At 60.0% G+C, this 16185-nt stretch carries 17 protein-coding genes; 7 read left to right on the forward strand and 10 right to left on the reverse strand.

What is annotated here, in order from left to right; genetic code table 11:
* The 4 genes from AC4GMC_RS12585 to AC4GMC_RS12600 all read right to left on the reverse strand — a co-directional run.
* Window positions 1-134: trigger factor (locus tag AC4GMC_RS12585; protein WP_488082275.1), on the reverse strand; the 134-nt coding region annotated here is incomplete at its 3' end.
* Between the two features lie 255 nt (window positions 135-389).
* Window positions 390-914 (reverse strand): MarR family winged helix-turn-helix transcriptional regulator, encoded by a 525-nt coding sequence (locus AC4GMC_RS12590; protein ID WP_487877652.1) that lies wholly within the window; start codon window positions 912-914, stop codon window positions 390-392.
* Window positions 915-1096: 182 nt separating this feature from the next.
* Entirely contained in the window at window positions 1097-1390 is a 294-nt protein-coding gene (locus tag AC4GMC_RS12595) for a succinate dehydrogenase assembly factor 2 (RefSeq protein ID WP_487877651.1), read from the reverse strand.
* Window positions 1387-1794, reverse strand: a complete 408-nt coding sequence (locus AC4GMC_RS12600) for a helix-turn-helix domain-containing protein (RefSeq protein WP_487877650.1) — start codon at window positions 1792-1794, stop codon at window positions 1387-1389. The genes AC4GMC_RS12595 and AC4GMC_RS12600 overlap by 4 nt, the downstream gene beginning before the upstream one ends.
* An 83-nt stretch (window positions 1795-1877) precedes the next feature.
* Here AC4GMC_RS12600 and AC4GMC_RS12605 point away from each other — a divergent pair, with 83 nt between their 5' ends.
* Window positions 1878-3080 (forward strand): pyridoxal phosphate-dependent aminotransferase, encoded by a 1203-nt coding sequence (locus tag AC4GMC_RS12605; RefSeq protein WP_487877649.1) that lies wholly within the window; start codon window positions 1878-1880, stop codon window positions 3078-3080.
* On the opposite strand, the gene AC4GMC_RS12610 is transcribed toward AC4GMC_RS12605, so the two are convergent.
* Window positions 3073-4458, reverse strand: coding sequence for an MATE family efflux transporter (locus AC4GMC_RS12610; protein ID WP_487877648.1), 1386 nt, complete (start codon window positions 4456-4458; stop codon window positions 3073-3075). The genes AC4GMC_RS12605 and AC4GMC_RS12610 overlap by 8 nt on opposite strands.
* A gap of 169 nt (window positions 4459-4627) precedes the next feature.
* Here AC4GMC_RS12610 and AC4GMC_RS12615 point away from each other — a divergent pair, with 169 nt between their 5' ends.
* Complete coding sequence (locus tag AC4GMC_RS12615) at window positions 4628-5461, forward strand: DUF533 domain-containing protein (RefSeq protein ID WP_487877647.1); 834 nt, start codon at window positions 4628-4630, stop codon at window positions 5459-5461.
* A 69-nt stretch (window positions 5462-5530) separates the two neighbouring features.
* On the opposite strand, the gene AC4GMC_RS12620 is transcribed toward AC4GMC_RS12615, so the two are convergent.
* Window positions 5531-6124 (reverse strand): YceD family protein, encoded by a 594-nt coding sequence (locus AC4GMC_RS12620; protein WP_487878932.1) that lies wholly within the window; start codon window positions 6122-6124, stop codon window positions 5531-5533.
* A gap of 138 nt (window positions 6125-6262) precedes the next feature.
* Here AC4GMC_RS12620 and AC4GMC_RS12625 point away from each other — a divergent pair, with 138 nt between their 5' ends.
* Window positions 6263-6739: an outer membrane protein assembly factor BamE gene (locus tag AC4GMC_RS12625; RefSeq protein ID WP_487878931.1), complete on the forward strand. Its 477-nt coding sequence runs from the start codon at window positions 6263-6265 to the stop codon at window positions 6737-6739.
* A 39-nt stretch (window positions 6740-6778) separates the two neighbouring features.
* On the opposite strand, the gene msrB is transcribed toward AC4GMC_RS12625, so the two are convergent.
* Window positions 6779-7171: a peptide-methionine (R)-S-oxide reductase MsrB gene (gene msrB, locus AC4GMC_RS12630; RefSeq protein WP_487878930.1), complete on the reverse strand. Its 393-nt coding sequence runs from the start codon at window positions 7169-7171 to the stop codon at window positions 6779-6781.
* A 178-nt stretch (window positions 7172-7349) separates the two neighbouring features.
* Here msrB and AC4GMC_RS12635 point away from each other — a divergent pair, with 178 nt between their 5' ends.
* Window positions 7350-8087 (forward strand): GNAT family N-acetyltransferase, encoded by a 738-nt coding sequence (locus tag AC4GMC_RS12635; protein ID WP_487878929.1) that lies wholly within the window; start codon window positions 7350-7352, stop codon window positions 8085-8087.
* 83 nt (window positions 8088-8170) lie between these two features.
* The gene (locus tag AC4GMC_RS12640) at window positions 8171-10000 is read left to right on the forward strand and encodes an ABC-F family ATP-binding cassette domain-containing protein (protein WP_487878928.1); all 1830 of its coding nucleotides are present in this window, start codon (window positions 8171-8173) and stop codon (window positions 9998-10000) included.
* Window positions 10001-10002: 2 nt separating this feature from the next.
* On the opposite strand, the gene AC4GMC_RS12645 is transcribed toward AC4GMC_RS12640, so the two are convergent.
* The 3 genes from AC4GMC_RS12645 to parE form a co-directional block, all read right to left on the reverse strand.
* Window positions 10003-11064, reverse strand: coding sequence for a serine hydrolase domain-containing protein (locus AC4GMC_RS12645; RefSeq protein WP_487877644.1), 1062 nt, complete (start codon window positions 11062-11064; stop codon window positions 10003-10005).
* Window positions 11065-11366: 302 nt separating this feature from the next.
* Entirely contained in the window at window positions 11367-11984 is a 618-nt protein-coding gene (locus AC4GMC_RS12650; protein WP_487877643.1) for a hypothetical protein, read from the reverse strand.
* Between the two features lie 103 nt (window positions 11985-12087).
* Complete coding sequence (gene parE, locus AC4GMC_RS12655) at window positions 12088-14046, reverse strand: DNA topoisomerase IV subunit B (protein ID WP_487877642.1); 1959 nt, start codon at window positions 14044-14046, stop codon at window positions 12088-12090.
* 208 nt (window positions 14047-14254) lie between these two features.
* Here parE and AC4GMC_RS12660 point away from each other — a divergent pair, with 208 nt between their 5' ends.
* Both AC4GMC_RS12660 and ppk2 read left to right on the forward strand, forming a co-directional pair.
* Window positions 14255-14944: a dimethylsulfonioproprionate lyase family protein gene (locus AC4GMC_RS12660; protein WP_487877641.1), complete on the forward strand. Its 690-nt coding sequence runs from the start codon at window positions 14255-14257 to the stop codon at window positions 14942-14944.
* Between the two features lie 92 nt (window positions 14945-15036).
* The gene (gene ppk2 / locus AC4GMC_RS12665; protein WP_487877640.1) at window positions 15037-15918 is read left to right on the forward strand and encodes a polyphosphate kinase 2; all 882 of its coding nucleotides are present in this window, start codon (window positions 15037-15039) and stop codon (window positions 15916-15918) included.
* Window positions 15919-16185 lie beyond the last annotated feature (267 nt).

Consider the following 16185-nt stretch of genomic DNA (forward strand, 5'->3'; position numbering starts at 1 on the left):
CGGAAGCCCTTCATCTCGATTTCAGGCTGAGCTTCAACGAGCTTTTCGTTCACCTTGGTGTCGAGATCGGCAGCCGGCACGGTGATGGAATAGGCGCGCTTGAGGCCTTCGTTGAGGGTTTCGGTGACCTGCATGTGGGGTTCCCCTTGAGCTGAACGTCCCATTGAACGTCTTGATGCGTGTAAGTCTGCGCCGATGCCATAGCCAAAAGGCCCGCGGCGGCGGCGGGTGTAAATCCAGCGCTTTCTAGGAAGGGTGCGGCCGGGGTGCAAGGGGATTCGCCACTTGTCCCCCTGCGGGAGGCACAAGCACCGCCATATCAATGAAAAAAGGCCGGACCGCGCTCCCGCATGTCCAGCCATTCTGATCTGTTCGAGCCTAATCGTGCCCTAGTAAATGTAGCGGATTTGGTCGGACCAATACCGCTCAATCCGTTTGAGCGTCATGTTGATGTCGAAAACTTTGTCGGCATTGATACCTGTGGCTTCTTCCACGCCGATAGCGTGACGCAGGAACAGGTCTTGGACGACATCAAGGACCTTGCGTCCCTTTTCCGTCAAACGGACCCGGACCGAACGACGATCAATTTCACACCGCTGGTGGTGCATGAAATCATATTCAACGAGCTTCTTGAGGTTATAGGAAACATTAGAGCCTTGGTAATAGCCCCGCGATTTCAGTTCACCTGCGGTGACCTCATTGTCGCCGATGTTGAATAACAAAAGCCCTTGGACCGCGTTGATCTCTAGGATGCCGAGGCGTTCAAACTCATCCTTGATCACATCCAAAAGAAGGCGATGAAGACGTTCGACAAGAGCAAGGGATTCTAGATACCCGGTCCAAATGGCACCGGGGGCGTCGTCGGCATCCTTTTGAAAAAAAGGGACACCGGTAAAGGCTTCAAGTTTACTCATAATAGGGCTCCGCACATCTGCTTTGGCCCAACATACGTGCGGATTTCTCAACATTCGGTTAAAGGCTTTAAGAAATCGTCGAGAATACGTCTCTTGTTGCGCGCAACTTGTGCATGTCAGCCTGTCGCGCATCCTATCGGCACGCAACACGCGCCGATAGAAACCATCTATAACCCGTTGATTTATTGGGCCTGAGCCGCCCTGCGCCCCAGATCAGCGATCAGATCCGCGTAGCGCGCTGGGGGCTCAACCTGCCGCGTCACCCATTGCAGGATGTCGTGGTCGTTTTCGCCCATGACAGCCTCAAACAGGTCCAATTCGGCGTCGCTCATGCCCGCAAGTTCGTCATTTGCGTAACCGCCCAGCACCAAATCCATCTCTTTGATGCCGCGCCGCCATGCCCGGATGCGCATCCGCTTTAACCGCACTTCGCGGCTTTCGGGGCCGGCGCTCGGCTCTGTCAACGGCGCGCTCATTGATCGACCTTTGGGGTCGTCACAAGCACCCGAAGACGTTTTTCCACATGGCCCAGACGCTCTGCCAGATTGTAAGCCTCGGTGCGCAGTTGGCGAATTTCCAGCAACAAGTCGCGGCTGTCAGAGTTCGGATCCGCAGGCTCAACCGGGGCATCAACCCCGTCACCTTCGCCGGTCAGCAACCAAACGATCGACACGTTCAACAGCCCTGCAAGCATTTGCAGGCGGTTTGCGCGCGGCTCCGCAAGATCATTTTCCCAACCGCGCAGGGTCTTGACCTTGACCCCCAAACGCTTGGCCAGTTCTGCTTGGTTCATGCCAGCGGCATCGCGTGCGGCGGCCAGCCGGTCGCCAAAAGTCGCGTTGGCCTCTGAGTACCAGTTCGTTTCTGCTCCATCTTCCATGGGCGTCTCCTTGATCCCGGTCTTGACCCTGCTCGGCCCTAATGTAGGACAGTCTTAACCCTATCGTACACTTCGAGGCGACCATGTCCTTTCTCTCTGCGACACTATCCCGCGTAAAACCTTCGCCCACGATCGCCGTGAGCAACAAAGCCGCCGAAATGCGGGCTGCGGGCGCCGATGTGATCGGCCTTGGCGCAGGCGAGCCGGATTTCGACACCCCCGCGCACATCCGCGCCGCTGGGATCAACGCGATTGAGACGGGCAAAACCCGCTACACCGCCGTGGACGGCATTCCTGAGCTAAAATCCGCCATCTGCGCCAAGTTCAAACGCGACAACGGGCTGGATTACACGCCCGCCCAAGTCACCGTGTCGTCGGGTGGCAAGCAGGTCCTGTACAACGCGCTGATGGCCACGCTGAACCCCGGAGACGAGGTTGTCATCCCTGCCCCTTATTGGGTCAGCTATCCTGACATGGTGCTTTTGGCCGGCGGAACCCCAGTCGCCGTGGAATGTGGCATCGACGTGGGCTTTAAGTTGACGCCCGAGGCGCTAGAGGCCGCGATCACGCCCAACACCAAATGGTTGATCTTTAACTCCCCCTCGAACCCCACAGGCGCGGGCTACACCCGGTCCGAGCTAAAGGGCCTGACGGATGTTCTGATGCGCCACCCCCACGTTTGGGTCATGAGCGACGACATGTATGAACACCTCGTCTACGACGATTTCACCTTTTGCACCCCGGCCGAAGTTGAGCCCGGCCTTTACCCGCGCACCCTAACAACCAACGGTGTGTCCAAGGCCTATTGCATGACCGGGTGGCGCATTGGCTACGCCGCGGGCCCAGTTGAACTGATCGCCGCCATGCGCAAGGTTCAATCGCAAAGCACCTCTAACCCCTGCTCGATCAGCCAGTGGGCTGCGGTTGAGGCCCTGAATGGCCCGCATGATTTCATCGCCGAAAACAACGCGGCCTTTGTGCGGCGACGCGATCTGGTGGTTGAGATGCTGAACAAGGCCGAGGGGCTGACATGCCCAACACCCGATGGCGCCTTTTACGTCTACCCCTCCATCGCGGGGTGCATCGGTAAAACCACCCCCAAGGGCACGCACATCGACACAGATGAGACGTTTGCGACCGCCCTTCTTGAGGAAACCGGTGTGGCGGTCGTGTTCGGCGCGGCGTTCGGTGTCTCTCCGAACTTTCGGGTCAGCTATGCCACTGCCGACGATACCCTGCGCGAGGCGTGTACACGGATCCAGAAATTCTGCGCCAGCCTCAGCTAGTCACACTCTGCGCGGCCCGCATCAACGGGTGGCGCAGGAACCGGCGGGTCATCAACGCGCCCGCCACGCTTAGGCCCACAGCAAGCCCCAGCCACACGCCCGCAGGCCCTAGCCCCAGCGTCAGGCCCAGCACATAGCTGCACGGCACCCCGATGCCCCAATACCCGATCAGCGCAAAGACCATCGGCTTGCGGGTGTCTTGCACCCCGCGCAACAGCCCCAGCGCCATCACCTGTGCTGCATCCGCCACCTGAAACAGGGCCGCAACCATCAACAGCGTGACCCCTAGGCTAAGGATCGCCGGGAACGCTGGGTCCGACGCGTCCACAAAGCCGCGCACCATCACCCCCGGCACCCCAAAGAATGCCGCCACAGTGATGGCCACCACCAAAGTAGCCAAAATCAGCCCCGCCTGTGCCACCTTGCGCAAAGCTGCCCCGTCGCCACGCGCATAGGCCGTGCCCGCACGCACCGTCACGGCGGCTGACAGCCCCAAGTGCACCATAAACGTCGCCGACGTGATCTGAAGTGCGATGCCATGGGCCGCCAATGGCACCGCCCCCAACGTCCCGATGATCAAACCAGAGGCCATGAACAGCCCGCTTTCCGCCAGCAGCGTCAGGGAAATCGGCCAGCCAAGCGCAAAGATTTCGCGCGCCTCAAGCCAATCGGCCCGCCAAAACCGCACAAACACCTCAAACTGTGCCATCGCCGGGCCGCGCATCGCATAGATCGCCAGCACAATTGCCATCACCGCATGCACCGAGAGCGACGCATAAGCCGCCCCCACAAGCCCCAACTCTGGCGCGCCCAGTTTACCGAAAATCAACACCCAGTTGAGAAAGGCATTCACCGCCGCTGCCCCAAGCGTGGCCCATAAAACCACTGCCGTCCGCTCTAGTCCCGCAAGGTGGCTGCGCAGCCCCGCCACGATCATCGCAGGCACCATACCCAGCCCCGCAATGCGCAAATACTCTTGCGCGCCTGCCGCGACGCCTGCGTCCTGCCGAAGCATCAACAAAAGCGGCTCGGCGAAGAAAAAGATCGGATAGGTCAAAAGCGAAAACGCCACTCCCAGCCACAACGTCATCCGGGTGATCCGGCGCACGCGCTGCGGATCATCTTGGGCGGCGGCGACCTTGGGCAAGGCGGCCGCGGAAAAGCCCGAACCGATGATGAACACCGTGAAAAACAGGGTCGACCCCAGCACCGAGGCCGCAAGAGCCGCAATGCTGTACCACCCCAGCATGATCGTATCGACGATCCCTACCGCTGTCTGCGCAAGGTGGCTGCCGATCAGTGGCAGGCCCAGAACCAACGTGCGGCGGACATGCTCCGTGACGCTTTGCGCCTGTGGGTGGGGGGTGGTTTGCTCCATGCCTCGCTCTACGCCCGCCCTGCCCCCTTGGCAATCCATTGACGCGGCGTGGGTAAGGCGTGGGCAAGGGGTGGGCAGTGCACCGCGCCCAACAGCCTTGGGGCCCAACACACTTGGGAGAATGACAATGTGCTGCTACGCTCGCGGTGTATTAAATAAGGGGATTCATATGTCATTGGTAAAAACACTGGCCAAAGTGGCCATCGGCGTGGCCATCGCAAAGGGCGTGAGCGCGGCAACAAAGGGCGGCGGCACCGGCGGAATCGCGGGCATGATGCGCGGCACCGGCGGTGGGGGCGCATTGGGCGATATGATGTCGTCCTTGACCCAAAGCATGCAGGGCGGTGCCGGCGGCGCGGCCCAAGGGCCTCAGGATATGATGGGCAAAATGCAGTCTCAGGGTGCGCAGGCGGGCCAATCCGCAGCGGGTGCCATGGGGGGGCTTGGTGACATGCTGAGCAAAATGGCAGGCGGCACCGCAGCCGCTGGCGCACCCAGTGGCGGATTGCAAAGCTTGCTGGGGCAAATCGGCGGAAGCGGCGGTGGATTGGGCGCAGTCTTGGGTGCAGGCGGTGCGACCGCCGGTGCAGGCGGACTGGGTGCCCTGCTGGGCGGCGCGCTTTTGGCCGACCCCACGCCCCCAGCCCCATCAGACGAAGAAATCGCCCGTGTCATGCTGCGCGCCATGTTGCAGGCCGCAAAATGTGATGGCCGCCTGGATGAGGCCGAGCAGGCCCAAATCACCCAGATGGTCGGGGATGTCAGCCCCGATGAGGCCGAGTTGATCCGCACCGAACTGGCCGCACCCGTGGACATCGAAGGCCTCGCTTCGGAGGTGCCTCAGGGCATGGAACAACAGGCCTATATGATGTCACTGATCGCCATTGATCTCGATAGTCAGGCAGAGGCGAATTACCTGATTGATTTGGCCGGTGCGCTGCGGCTGACCCCTGAACAGGTAGACGCGCTACATACACAAGCCGGTGAGCCAAAGATCACCTAGACCGCTAGGGGCCACGCGCTTTTGAGCGCGTGGCTTATGGGGTGATGTCGCCGTCAGGCGGCCTTTGGGTCAATTGTCTTCGGCATCGTCCGCAGAGCCATCCTTTTCCATCTGCGCCTTCAGGGCCGCGAGGCCTGCAAAAGGTTTGACGGTGTCTTCGGTCAACGGCTCAGCACCGGGAGGTGCCGCAACAAGATCCAGATCCTCAACCCCATCCGCGCGCGGATAGGCGGGCACCAACAGCGCGAGCGCCTCTTCCATCACCGCGCCAACGTCGACAACGGCGGGCAGAGGCTCAACCGTGTCGTCATCGGGCATTTCGGCTTCCGCCTCGGTGACGTCCTGCCAATTGGCAACATAGTGGCGGGCAACTTCATCCTCGATCCGGGTGATCACCGGCTCAAAGCTGACGCGGCAGGGTTGCTCGACCGTGGCGCCCAGTTTGCCCGTCAGCCGCCAATCGGACCCGCGTTGCGGTGTCAGTTCCACGACAAACCGCAGTTTGCGCAGCGCACTCAGCCCAAGCGCCTCAGCGATCGCAGCGCATTGCCCGGCGTTGGGTTCCAATACCACGCGCGTTGTCTTGCGTTGTGCCAAGTCGGCCAACCGCACGGGGCGCGGCACCGTCGCCGTCACGTCGCCATCACTGTTCAGATCGTTCATCGCGCTCTCCTTCAACCAAGCCACGGGCGTTGGGTGCGGGCACTGCCCGACGCTCCCCTGTTGCGCCGCCTTGTCAGACAAGGTAATCGAGTAGAACGACCCGCCAGATATGGCAAGAGCAGCAACAAGAGGCCGTGCATGTCCAACCTGCCCTCCCCGTCCATGGGCACCATGACGCGGGCCATCGCAATCGCCTGCCTGTGTGTAATGATCTCGGCCTGCACTGCGCAGTTCCAAAACCACGGCTACACCCCATCTGATGATGATCTATCCGCCGTTTTGGTCGGTATCGACACCCGCGACAGCGTGTCAGAGACCGTTGGCCGCCCGACATCCTCAGGCGTTTTGCAAGACCGTGCTTGGTATTACGTGGGCAGCCGCGTGCGCACATGGGCGTTTACCGCGCCCGAAACCATCGAGAGGGAGATCGTCGCGATTTCTTTCGCCGACGATGGCACTGTGGCCAACATCGAACGCTTCGGCCTAGAGGATGGTCAGGTTGTAGCTCTTTCGCGTCGGATCACCGAAACGTCGATCCGCGAATTCGGCCTGATCCAAAACATCTTGCGCAACTTTGGCCGCATCGATGTGGGTGAACAGTTGTCCCAGCAATAGCCACAGCGTCGGCGCGCCCCCCAAGGCGCGCCTTTTGGTTTAGTCCTCCGCTTCGAACGTCATCGCAACGCCATTGATGCAATACCGCAGGCCCGTCGGCTGCGGCCCATCCGGAAACACATGGCCCAAATGCGCATCACAGCGGTTACAATGCACTTCCGTGCGACGCATAAACCACGAATTATCCACGCTTTCGCCAACCAGTTCTGTGTCTAAGGGCTGAAAAAACGACGGCCAGCCCGTGCCGCTTTCGAACTTATGGGCCTGATCGAACAGCGGCGCGTCACAACACACACAGCGAAAGGTGCCCGGCTCTTTGGGGAAATCATCATGGGTGCCCGCCCGCTCGGTCCCGTGCTTGCGGGTGATCTTGAACGCCTCTGCACTCAACTGCGCGCGCCATTCCTCGTCAGATTTGACAATTTTGTCCATCTTGGGATGTTCCTTGTGCTCAAAACCCGTTTGTCATGGCCATGATACAGATTGCATCTAGCCCTGCGTGCAGAAATAGGCGTCACTAGGGCGGGCGCAAGGGCCTGCCGTGCATGCACCTTGGGCGCGGCTTCACAATCGGGTGGCCCCGAACCGAAAACCAAGACAGAAACAGGCGATGGCTCAGAAAGATTTCCTCCTCGACAAAGGCCGGTATCGCGCGCGCGTTGCGCGTACCGACGCAGAGTTGGCGCAATGCCACGCCCTGCGCAGTGCCGTGTTTCGGGGCGGTGCGCCGGATGTTGACGCGTTTGATGAACGATGCCTGCATGTCATGGTACATGACGGGCAAACCAATGGGTTGGTGTGCTGTTTTCGGGTAATGCGACTGACCAGCGGCGCGGCCATCGGCCAAAGCTATGCGGCGCAATTCTATGCCCTAGACGCGCTGGAACACTTTGACGGCCCGATGTTTGAAATGGGCCGGTTTTGCATCGTGCCCCACACCTCAGACCCTGATATTCTGCGCGTGGCGTGGGGGGCGATGACCCGGTTGGTGGATGAGGCTGAGGTCAAATTGCTGTTTGGGTGTTCCTCGTTTGCGGGCACGCGGGCCGAGACCTATTTGGACACCTTCGCCCTGCTACAACAGCGCCACCTCGCACCTCTTCGGTGGCGGCCCCGGATCAAAGCGCCCTCAGTTGTGCGCCTTGGTGACAGCGGGCCCAACCCGGACCCCAAACGCGGCATGGCCAATATGCCCCCGCTTCTGCGCACCTACCTGATGATGGGGGGCTGGGTGTCGGACCACGCCGTGATTGATGCCGACCTTGGTACATTGCATGTGTTTACCGGCCTCGAAATCGCGGCCATCCCACCCGCGCGCAAACGCCTTTTGCGGGCTGTCGCGGGCTGATCGCCAGTTAAACGCACCGCTAAACGCGCAAAAAACCCAACGCACCGCTTGACCCGCCTGCCCCCCTCGCTTAGCGCGGGCACATGGCTCGTATCCCCCTTCTTCAACTGTCCGATATCTCGCTCACCTTTGGTGGCGCGCCCCTGTTCAAAGACCTCGATCTGGTCGTGCATCCCGGTGACCGGGTGGCACTGGTCGGGCGCAATGGATCGGGCAAATCCACCCTGATGAAAGTCATGGCCAACTTGGTTGAGCCGGACACAGGGTCGCGCGTTTTGGCGCCCGCCACCTCGACCGGTTACATGGAACAAGACCCCGACCTAAGCGGGTTTGAAACCTTGGGCGATTTTGCACGCAGCGGATTGGACCCTGCTGAATCCTACCGCGTCGATATGGTGGCAGAGGGGCTCAAGATGAACCCTGATATGGCCACCCATAGCGCCTCGGGCGGGGAACGGCGCAGGGCGGCACTGGTCAAACTGTTGGCCGAAGCCCCCGAACTAATGCTGCTCGATGAGCCGACCAACCACCTCGACATCGAAGCCATCGCATGGCTGGAGGCCGAGCTAAGCCAAACCCGCGCCGCGTTCGTGTTGATCTCGCACGACCGGGCATTTTTGAATGCGCTGACCCGCGCGACCCTATGGGTCGACCGTGGCCAAACCCGCCGTCAGGAAAAGGGTTTTGCCCATTTTGAGGCGTGGCGCGACAAAACATGGGAAGAAGAAGATGTTGCGCGCCACAAGTTGGACCGCAAAATCAAGGCCGAGGCCCGTTGGGCCGTTGAGGGCATTTCAGCTCGACGCAAGCGTAACATGGGCCGGGTGCGCGCCTTGGGCGATCTGCGCCAAGAACGCTCGGATATGATCCGCCGCCAAGGTGCGGCAGCACTTGAGCTAGAGAGCGGAAAAGCCTCTGGCAAGCGCGTGATCGAGGCCAAAGAACTGGAAAAAAGCTTTGGCGACAAGGTGATCCTGCGGCCCTTTGATCTGCGTATCATGCGCGGGGATCGTGTGGCTTTTGTGGGCCCCAACGGGGTTGGTAAAACAAGCGTTCTCAAGATGTTGCTAGGTGAAGTGGAACCGGATGCAGGCACCGTCACCCACGGCATTGGCCTTGAGATAGCGGTGTTCGACCAAAGCCGCGCTGCCCTAGACCCAGAGGCAACCCTATGGGATAGCCTGACGCTGGACCCCCTACTGGGCGTAAGCGGCAATTCGGATCAGGTGATGGTGCGCGGGACCGCGCGGCACGTGGCTGGGTACCTCAAGGATTTCTTGTTTGACGAACGCAGCCTACGCGCGCCGGTTAAGTCGCTAAGCGGTGGGGAGAAGGCCCGGCTTTTGCTGGCGCGGATCATGGCCCTGCCCTCAAACGTGCTGGTACTGGACGAACCGACCAACGATCTGGACGTCGAAACGCTTGACCTGCTCCAAGACGTTTTGGGCGAATACGACGGCACTGTTTTGCTGGTCAGTCACGACCGTGACTTTTTGGACCGCGTCGCCTCAACCACCATCGCGATGGAAGGCGACGGCCGCGCCGTAGCCTATGCGGGCGGCTGGTCGGACTACCAAGCGCAGCGCGCCAAGGTCGCAGCAGAAGCTGCATCCAAAGCCAAGGCCGCCGCCCCAAAACCTGCGGGGAGCAAACTCGCCGGCAAGCCAGCAGCCGCAGAGCCCAAACAAGGCCTCAGCTATACTGAACGGCACCGGCTCGACGCGCTGCCCGCTGAAATGGAGCGGATCTCCGCCGAAATCGCCAAGCTTGAGGAGTTGCTCTCGGACGCGGAACTGTTCACCCGCGAACCGGTAAAGTTCCAAAAAGCGACCGATGCGCTTGTGGCCCGCCACACGAAATTGTCGGACTGCGAAGAAGAGTGGCTGGCGCTGGAAGAAAAAGCCGAAGGCTAGGATCAGGTTGGGCGGCAGGTCAGTTCTCGCATGAAGCAGACCGCGTCAAACAGTTCCGAAAATGCGCGCGCGCCGTCCTGAACGCCGCCGTTGAACAGTGCCACCAAGGTGAATCCGTCCGACAACACGAACACGGCCGAGAAGATACCGGGCAAGTGGCCAAAGTGCGTCAGGTGCGGGCCCTGCGGCCCGGGCCACACCCGCCATCCCAACGCGTAATAGCTGCCGTCTGCGCCCTCGGGCGCGGGGCTGGTTTGTGCCATTTGGGATTGCACGGCGAACCGCCAGTAGGCCACTGCGGTACTGGCCGCCCCCCCGGCACCGGCCAATAGACTGGGGTCGTTATGCAGCGTTTCGGTCGTCGCAAGTGGCACCCATTTTGCGCCATCGAACAGCCAATGCGGCTGCGTGACTGCGTCGAAATTAACCCCCTGAGCGGCCTGCGCCACGCTCTGTTGTAGGTCGTGATCTTTGGCGGCCAGCAGCTCAGACAGCAGGCAATAACCGATGTTTGCATAATGCTCGGACGTGCCCGGCGCGTGGTCCAACGGGCGGCTGGCCCATGTGAGCCGCGCGAGTTCGGGGCATGGCATGTCCTGCGTGCTGCCCACGCGTTCGGGTGCAAAGACCGGATCAAAGCTTGCCCGCCAATCAAAGCCCGCACGGTGCGACAGGATATGGCGAGGCGTGATGTTCAGCGCGCGCGGATCAAAGGGAGGCGGCAAATCCATTTGTGCCGCGAGCGGTGTGTCCAACTCAATCACGCCGGCCTCAGCCAGTGACAGCACCGCGGCGGCGGTCATCGGCTTGGTCAGTGAGGCGATGTGTAGGCGCGCGTTGGCATCCATCGCCGTGCGCGTCGCGGGGTCTGCGTAGCCAAGACCATAGACCGAAGGCCGCCCCCCGCGCGGGCCGTAGGCGATCACCCCGCCGGGCAGGCTATGGGCAATGCGGAACGCGTCGAGCAGTTCTGGCAACGGGTCGCGCAGGCTGCGGGTGTTCAAGAACAACGCGGCGGCGACAGTGACGCAGATGGCGACAAATAGGAGTAGGATTTTGGGCATGGTGACCTCTGTCCCCTTTCCTTCATCTTGGCGCAGTCGAACCGTTGCGGCAAGTATGGAGGGGTCGGGACCGGTTCGGCGCAGGCGGCTAGGCCTCCGGCGAGTGGGGCCTATGGGCGCTGGGTGTTGGGTTGTCCCGGATAAGCGCGGGCTTCAGACCGCGATTAGTTGCCGCTGTGCGGAGAGGGTTGCGGCCGATCCGAGGATTTGAGGGGCGGAGCCCCGGAAGCGCGGTTGGTCTGGGTGTTGGCTTTTCTTCATCAGTTAAAGAATTTCAAAACCGTGTTATCGGGATGTTTTATTCAAGCAAGACCTATTGCAGCACTCAATGCTGCTAAAATGGTAGCGTTTCCTGAAAACTTTTTAAATGTTCGCTTCAGCTTCAGCTTACTAACAGCTGGTTCGAAGCGCTGGAAAACCTGTTCTCGAACGATTTGACGCAATTCATCTCCTTCAGGTAGCGTAGTACTAGACCACGCGTCCGCCGCTACCTTCGACAAATTCACTACAAGCTTGGAAAGCTCCTCCGATCCCATACCGTTGAGTTCAAATATAATCCAGTGCTCAGAGGAGAATGAAGGGAAGAAGATGAGAGCGGGCATTCTCCAGTGCTCGCCTTCCAAAAAATGCTCGCCAAAATCAACTACGAGCTCAGTTTTCAAAGCTGATATGTCCTTATATTCACTTCCATTTCCATACAGACTGTCCGCTGATGTCATAAGGCCAAGAACATTTGTATCGGGGCGTTGCTTTAACCCTTTTACTTTTTTTGTGTTCTTGATTTTCACTTTTTTTGGCGCGCTCTCAAAGTGGATCAAGTTTATCTTTTCACCTGTCAACGAATCGAGCGCCGGGTTTGCACGCTTAAGATAGTCCGAGAGCTCTTGGTTTACATCAGGGTGATAAAGAAGGACGCCCAAGATAGCCTCCAGAGACTCCATTTCTGAGATTTTTTTCTATTGAGCATTGAGACTTCCCAACTAAATCTATCTCAGGATCCCTTCTAAGATTGATCCCAATCATTCAAACATCCAACTCCTCCACAAACCTCGCGTTCTGTTGGATATATTCAAAGCGTTTTTCCGGCTTCTTCCCCATCAGCCGCTCAACCAGATCGCCGGTTTCGCCCGGCATGTCCTCATCCACCGTCACGCGGATCAATTTCCGGGTCGCGGGGTTCATTGTGGTGTCTTTCAGGTCTTTGGCGTCCATCTCACCCAAGCCCTTAAACCGGGAGACGTCGATTTTGCCTTTGCCGCCCACGCCTTTTTCCATCCACGCGTCGCGTTCCGCTTCGTCCAAGCAATAGACCCGCTTGGCCCCTTGGGTCAGGCGGAACAGCGGGGGGCAGGCCAGATAGAGGTGGCCCGTGTCGATCATCGGGCGCATTTGCGTAAAGAAGAACGTCATCAGCAGTGACGCAATGTGGGCGCCGTCGACGTCCGCATCGGTCATGATGATGATCTTGTCATAGCGCAGGTCTTCGACGTTGAACTTGCTGCCCAGCCCCACGCCCAGCGCCTGTGTCAGGTCCGAGATTTCGGCGTTTGAGGTCAGCTTGTTCGACGCGGCCCCGAGCACGTTGAGGATTTTGCCGCGCAGGGGCAACAACGCTTGGGTTTTGCGATCGCGCGCCATTTTGGCCGAGCCACCCGCCGAGTCGCCCTCCACGATGAACAGCTCCGTGCCCTCGCGGTTGGCGTTTGAGCAATCGACCAATTTGCCCGGCAGGCGCAGGCGTTTGGTTGCGGATTTACGGGCCGTTTCCTTTTCCTGCCGCCGCTTAAGCCGCTCTTCGGCGCGCAGCACGAGGAAATCGAGGATCGCGCCCGCCGCCTTGGTGTCCGCCGCGAGCCAGTTGTCAAAGTGATCGCGGACAGCGTTTTCGGTCATCCGGCCAGCTTCGGTCGTGGCAAGGCGATCCTTGGTTTGGCCCACGAACTCAGGCTCTGCGATGAAACAGCTAACCAAGGCGCAGCCGCCCGTTGTCAGGTCGTCGCGCGTGATGGACGCGGCCTTCTTGTTGTTCGACAACTCACCATAGGCTTTGATCCCCTTGAGGATCGCAGCCCAAAAGCCTGCCTCATGGGTGCCGCCCTCGGGCGTGGGCACGGTGTTACAGTAGGACTGGATGAAGCCATCGCGCGAAGGGGTCCAGTTGATCGCCCACTCGACCTTGCCGGGTTGGCCGAATTTCTCATTGAAATCGACGGTGCCCGCAAAGGGCGTATCAGCATAGGTCGCCGCCGTGCCAAGCGTTTCGCGCAGGTAGTCCGCCAAACCGCCGGGAAAGTGAAAAACCGCCTCGGTCGGGGTTTCGCCATCGTCAATCGCAGATTTCCAGCGGATTTCAACGCCCGAGAACAGATAGGCCTTGGAACGGATGGATTTGAACAGACGCGCCGGTTTGAACCTGTGGGCGCCGAAAATCTGTGCATCCGCGTGAAAGGTCACTTGGGTGCCGCGCCGGTTGGGCGCCGCGCCGATTTTCTCAACCGGGCCTTGCGGGATGCCGCGGGAAAAGCGTTGCTCCCACAACTCACGGTCACGGGCGACTTGGACAACCATCAGGTCCGACAGCGCGTTCACAACCGAGGCCCCCACCCCGTGCAAACCGCCCGACGTCTGATAGGCCTTGCCCGAGAATTTGCCGCCCGCGTGCAGGGTGCACAAGATCACCTCAAGCGCGGATTTATCCGGGAACTTGGGGTGCGGGTCGATCGGAATGCCGCGCCCGTTGTCCTTGATCGTGACGGAGTAATCGGCCTGCAGTTCGACCTCGATACGGTTGGCGTGGCCTGCGACCGCCTCATCCATCGAGTTGTCGAGGACTTCCGCCACAAGGTGGTGCAACGCGCGTTCATCGGTGCCGCCAATATACATACCGGGGCGTTTGCGGACGGGCTCTAGCCCCTCAAGGACTTCGATGGAGTTCGCGTCATATGTGTCGGCATTTGCGCCTGAGAGAAGGTCATCGGCCATGGAGGTACTGCTTCTTGTATGAGGTTTGGCCCAGTATGGCCCATGTTGGGGCGCGGGGAAAGATGGTGCGGTGCGACGGGTGTGCCGATGGCGTGGTTTTCTGGAGCGAATGACCCAACGTGCCGACTGAACAGCCGTGTGCATTTATCATTGACCCAAGCGGTTTGGGCTGTAGCTGTGTGGCAAAGACGCAAACCGGACCCGACTGATGCTCAATACCGACCACATCCCTGCCCCGAACGCACGCCTAAAGGACGCTGCAAACTGGCGATACCTGCTCAAGGAATTCTATGAGATGTATCGTCATCTGCCCTCGGGCGGGTCGGACCGTATCCGCGCGCATCTGCGCAACGCGCGTGAAGCGATCAGCCGAGTGCAAAAAGCCAACCCCGAGATGTCCTTTGATGCGCCTAGCAGTTTGCCGGTCACGGATCATCTGGGGCGCGCGCTGGATGAGGGCCGTCAGGACCGCATGGCCCCTGTGGTGCGCACCCTAGAACGCGTCGCGCCCGAACTCAGCTGGCGCTATGGCTACGAAAAGGTTCCGCGCGGACTGGCGCGCAGCTATGGCTACGCGGAAATCGCAGGGCCAAACGGGCCGATTGTCACCGATGAAATCATCCTCGGGATCGTTCTATTCGCGCCCGATTGCACCTATCCTGCCCATGCGCACAAAGGCATCACCGAAAGTTACATTTGCCTCAGCGGCGCGGTGTCCGAAAACCACCAAGGCGTGTATGCGGCGGGCTCGCTGATCCATAACCCCCCAGAGCATTTGCATCGGATCACGGTAGGACGCGATGAACCTGCGCTGTTGGCCTATGCATGGTGCGGCTCGCGTGAGGATTTGGCCGGGCAAAAGATGAACTTTTCGCGCCCACGGGGGGCAAAGGCCTAGCGCACGGATATCTGAGCCGTTTGACATAGCGCAAAGCGCTTAGCCCCGTAATCGTGTCACACCTGCATCGCACATGACGACAGGAGACACTGATGGACGGCACCCCCTCCGCCCCTGCACCCGGCACGTTCCCCACCGTGACCGCTGACAAAATCCGTGAGGCGTTCGAGACCGGCAAATATCCCTACAGCCACAAAATCGCGCGCAGAACCTATGAGGCCGAGAAGGCCGCGCTTCAGGCTGAACTCCTGAAGGTGCAACTTTGGGCGGCGGAAACGGGTCAGAAGTTTGTGATGCTGTTTGAAGGCCGGGATGCGGCGGGCAAAGGTGGAACGATCAAGCGGTTCACCGAACACCTCAACCCGCGCTCTGCGCGTGTCGTCGCCCTGAACAAACCCACCGATCGGGAACGCGGGCAGTGGTACTATCAACGCTATGTGCATCACCTGCCGACTGACGGTGAAATGGTTCTATATGACCGGTCGTGGTACAACCGCGCCGGGGTTGAACGGGTCATGGGGTTTTGCACGCCCGCCGAATACCTCGAATTCATGCGCCAAACCCCAGAGCTGGAAAGGATGCTGACCCGGTCGGGCATTCGGCTTTACAAGTATTGGTTCTCAGTCACGCAGGCCGAACAAAAGCGCCGCTTTGAAAGCCGGGAAACAGACCCTTTGAAACGCTGGAAGCTCTCGCCTATCGACAAGGCATCCCTAGGCAAGTGGGACGATTACACCGAAGCCAAAGAAGCGATGTTCTTTTACACCGACACCGCAGATGCACCTTGGACGATTGTCAAATCCAACGACAAAAAGCGTGCGCGGCTGAACTGTATGCGCCATTTCCTCAGCACCCTCGACTACCCCGACAAGGACACTGACGTGGCCACCCCGCCTGATCCGCTGATCGTGGGACACGCCAGCCACGTGATCCAAAAGTCTGATCATTTGCTTGCCGCGCGTCTGACAAATTAGACGCGCCGCCGCGCGGGCCGGTTGAGGAGAGCCGCCCGCGCGTTTTGTTGATCCCAGTTAAGACGAAACGCCAAGGCATTTGATCTTGGCCCTTGTAGTTGCTATTTCACAGACACGATCCGCACCCCAGATCCGGCCCCTGCCCCACGGGTTTTGCCCAAATGAGCCGGGCGGTCTGGCCCACATCGCCGGACGTTGCAGGAAAGCTTGGGTTTGTTGGTAGTTCTCCCTTGCAACACACCTCGATTCACCCTATCGGTGCGCCCT

This window comes from Thalassobacter sp., from assembly GCF_982993085.1.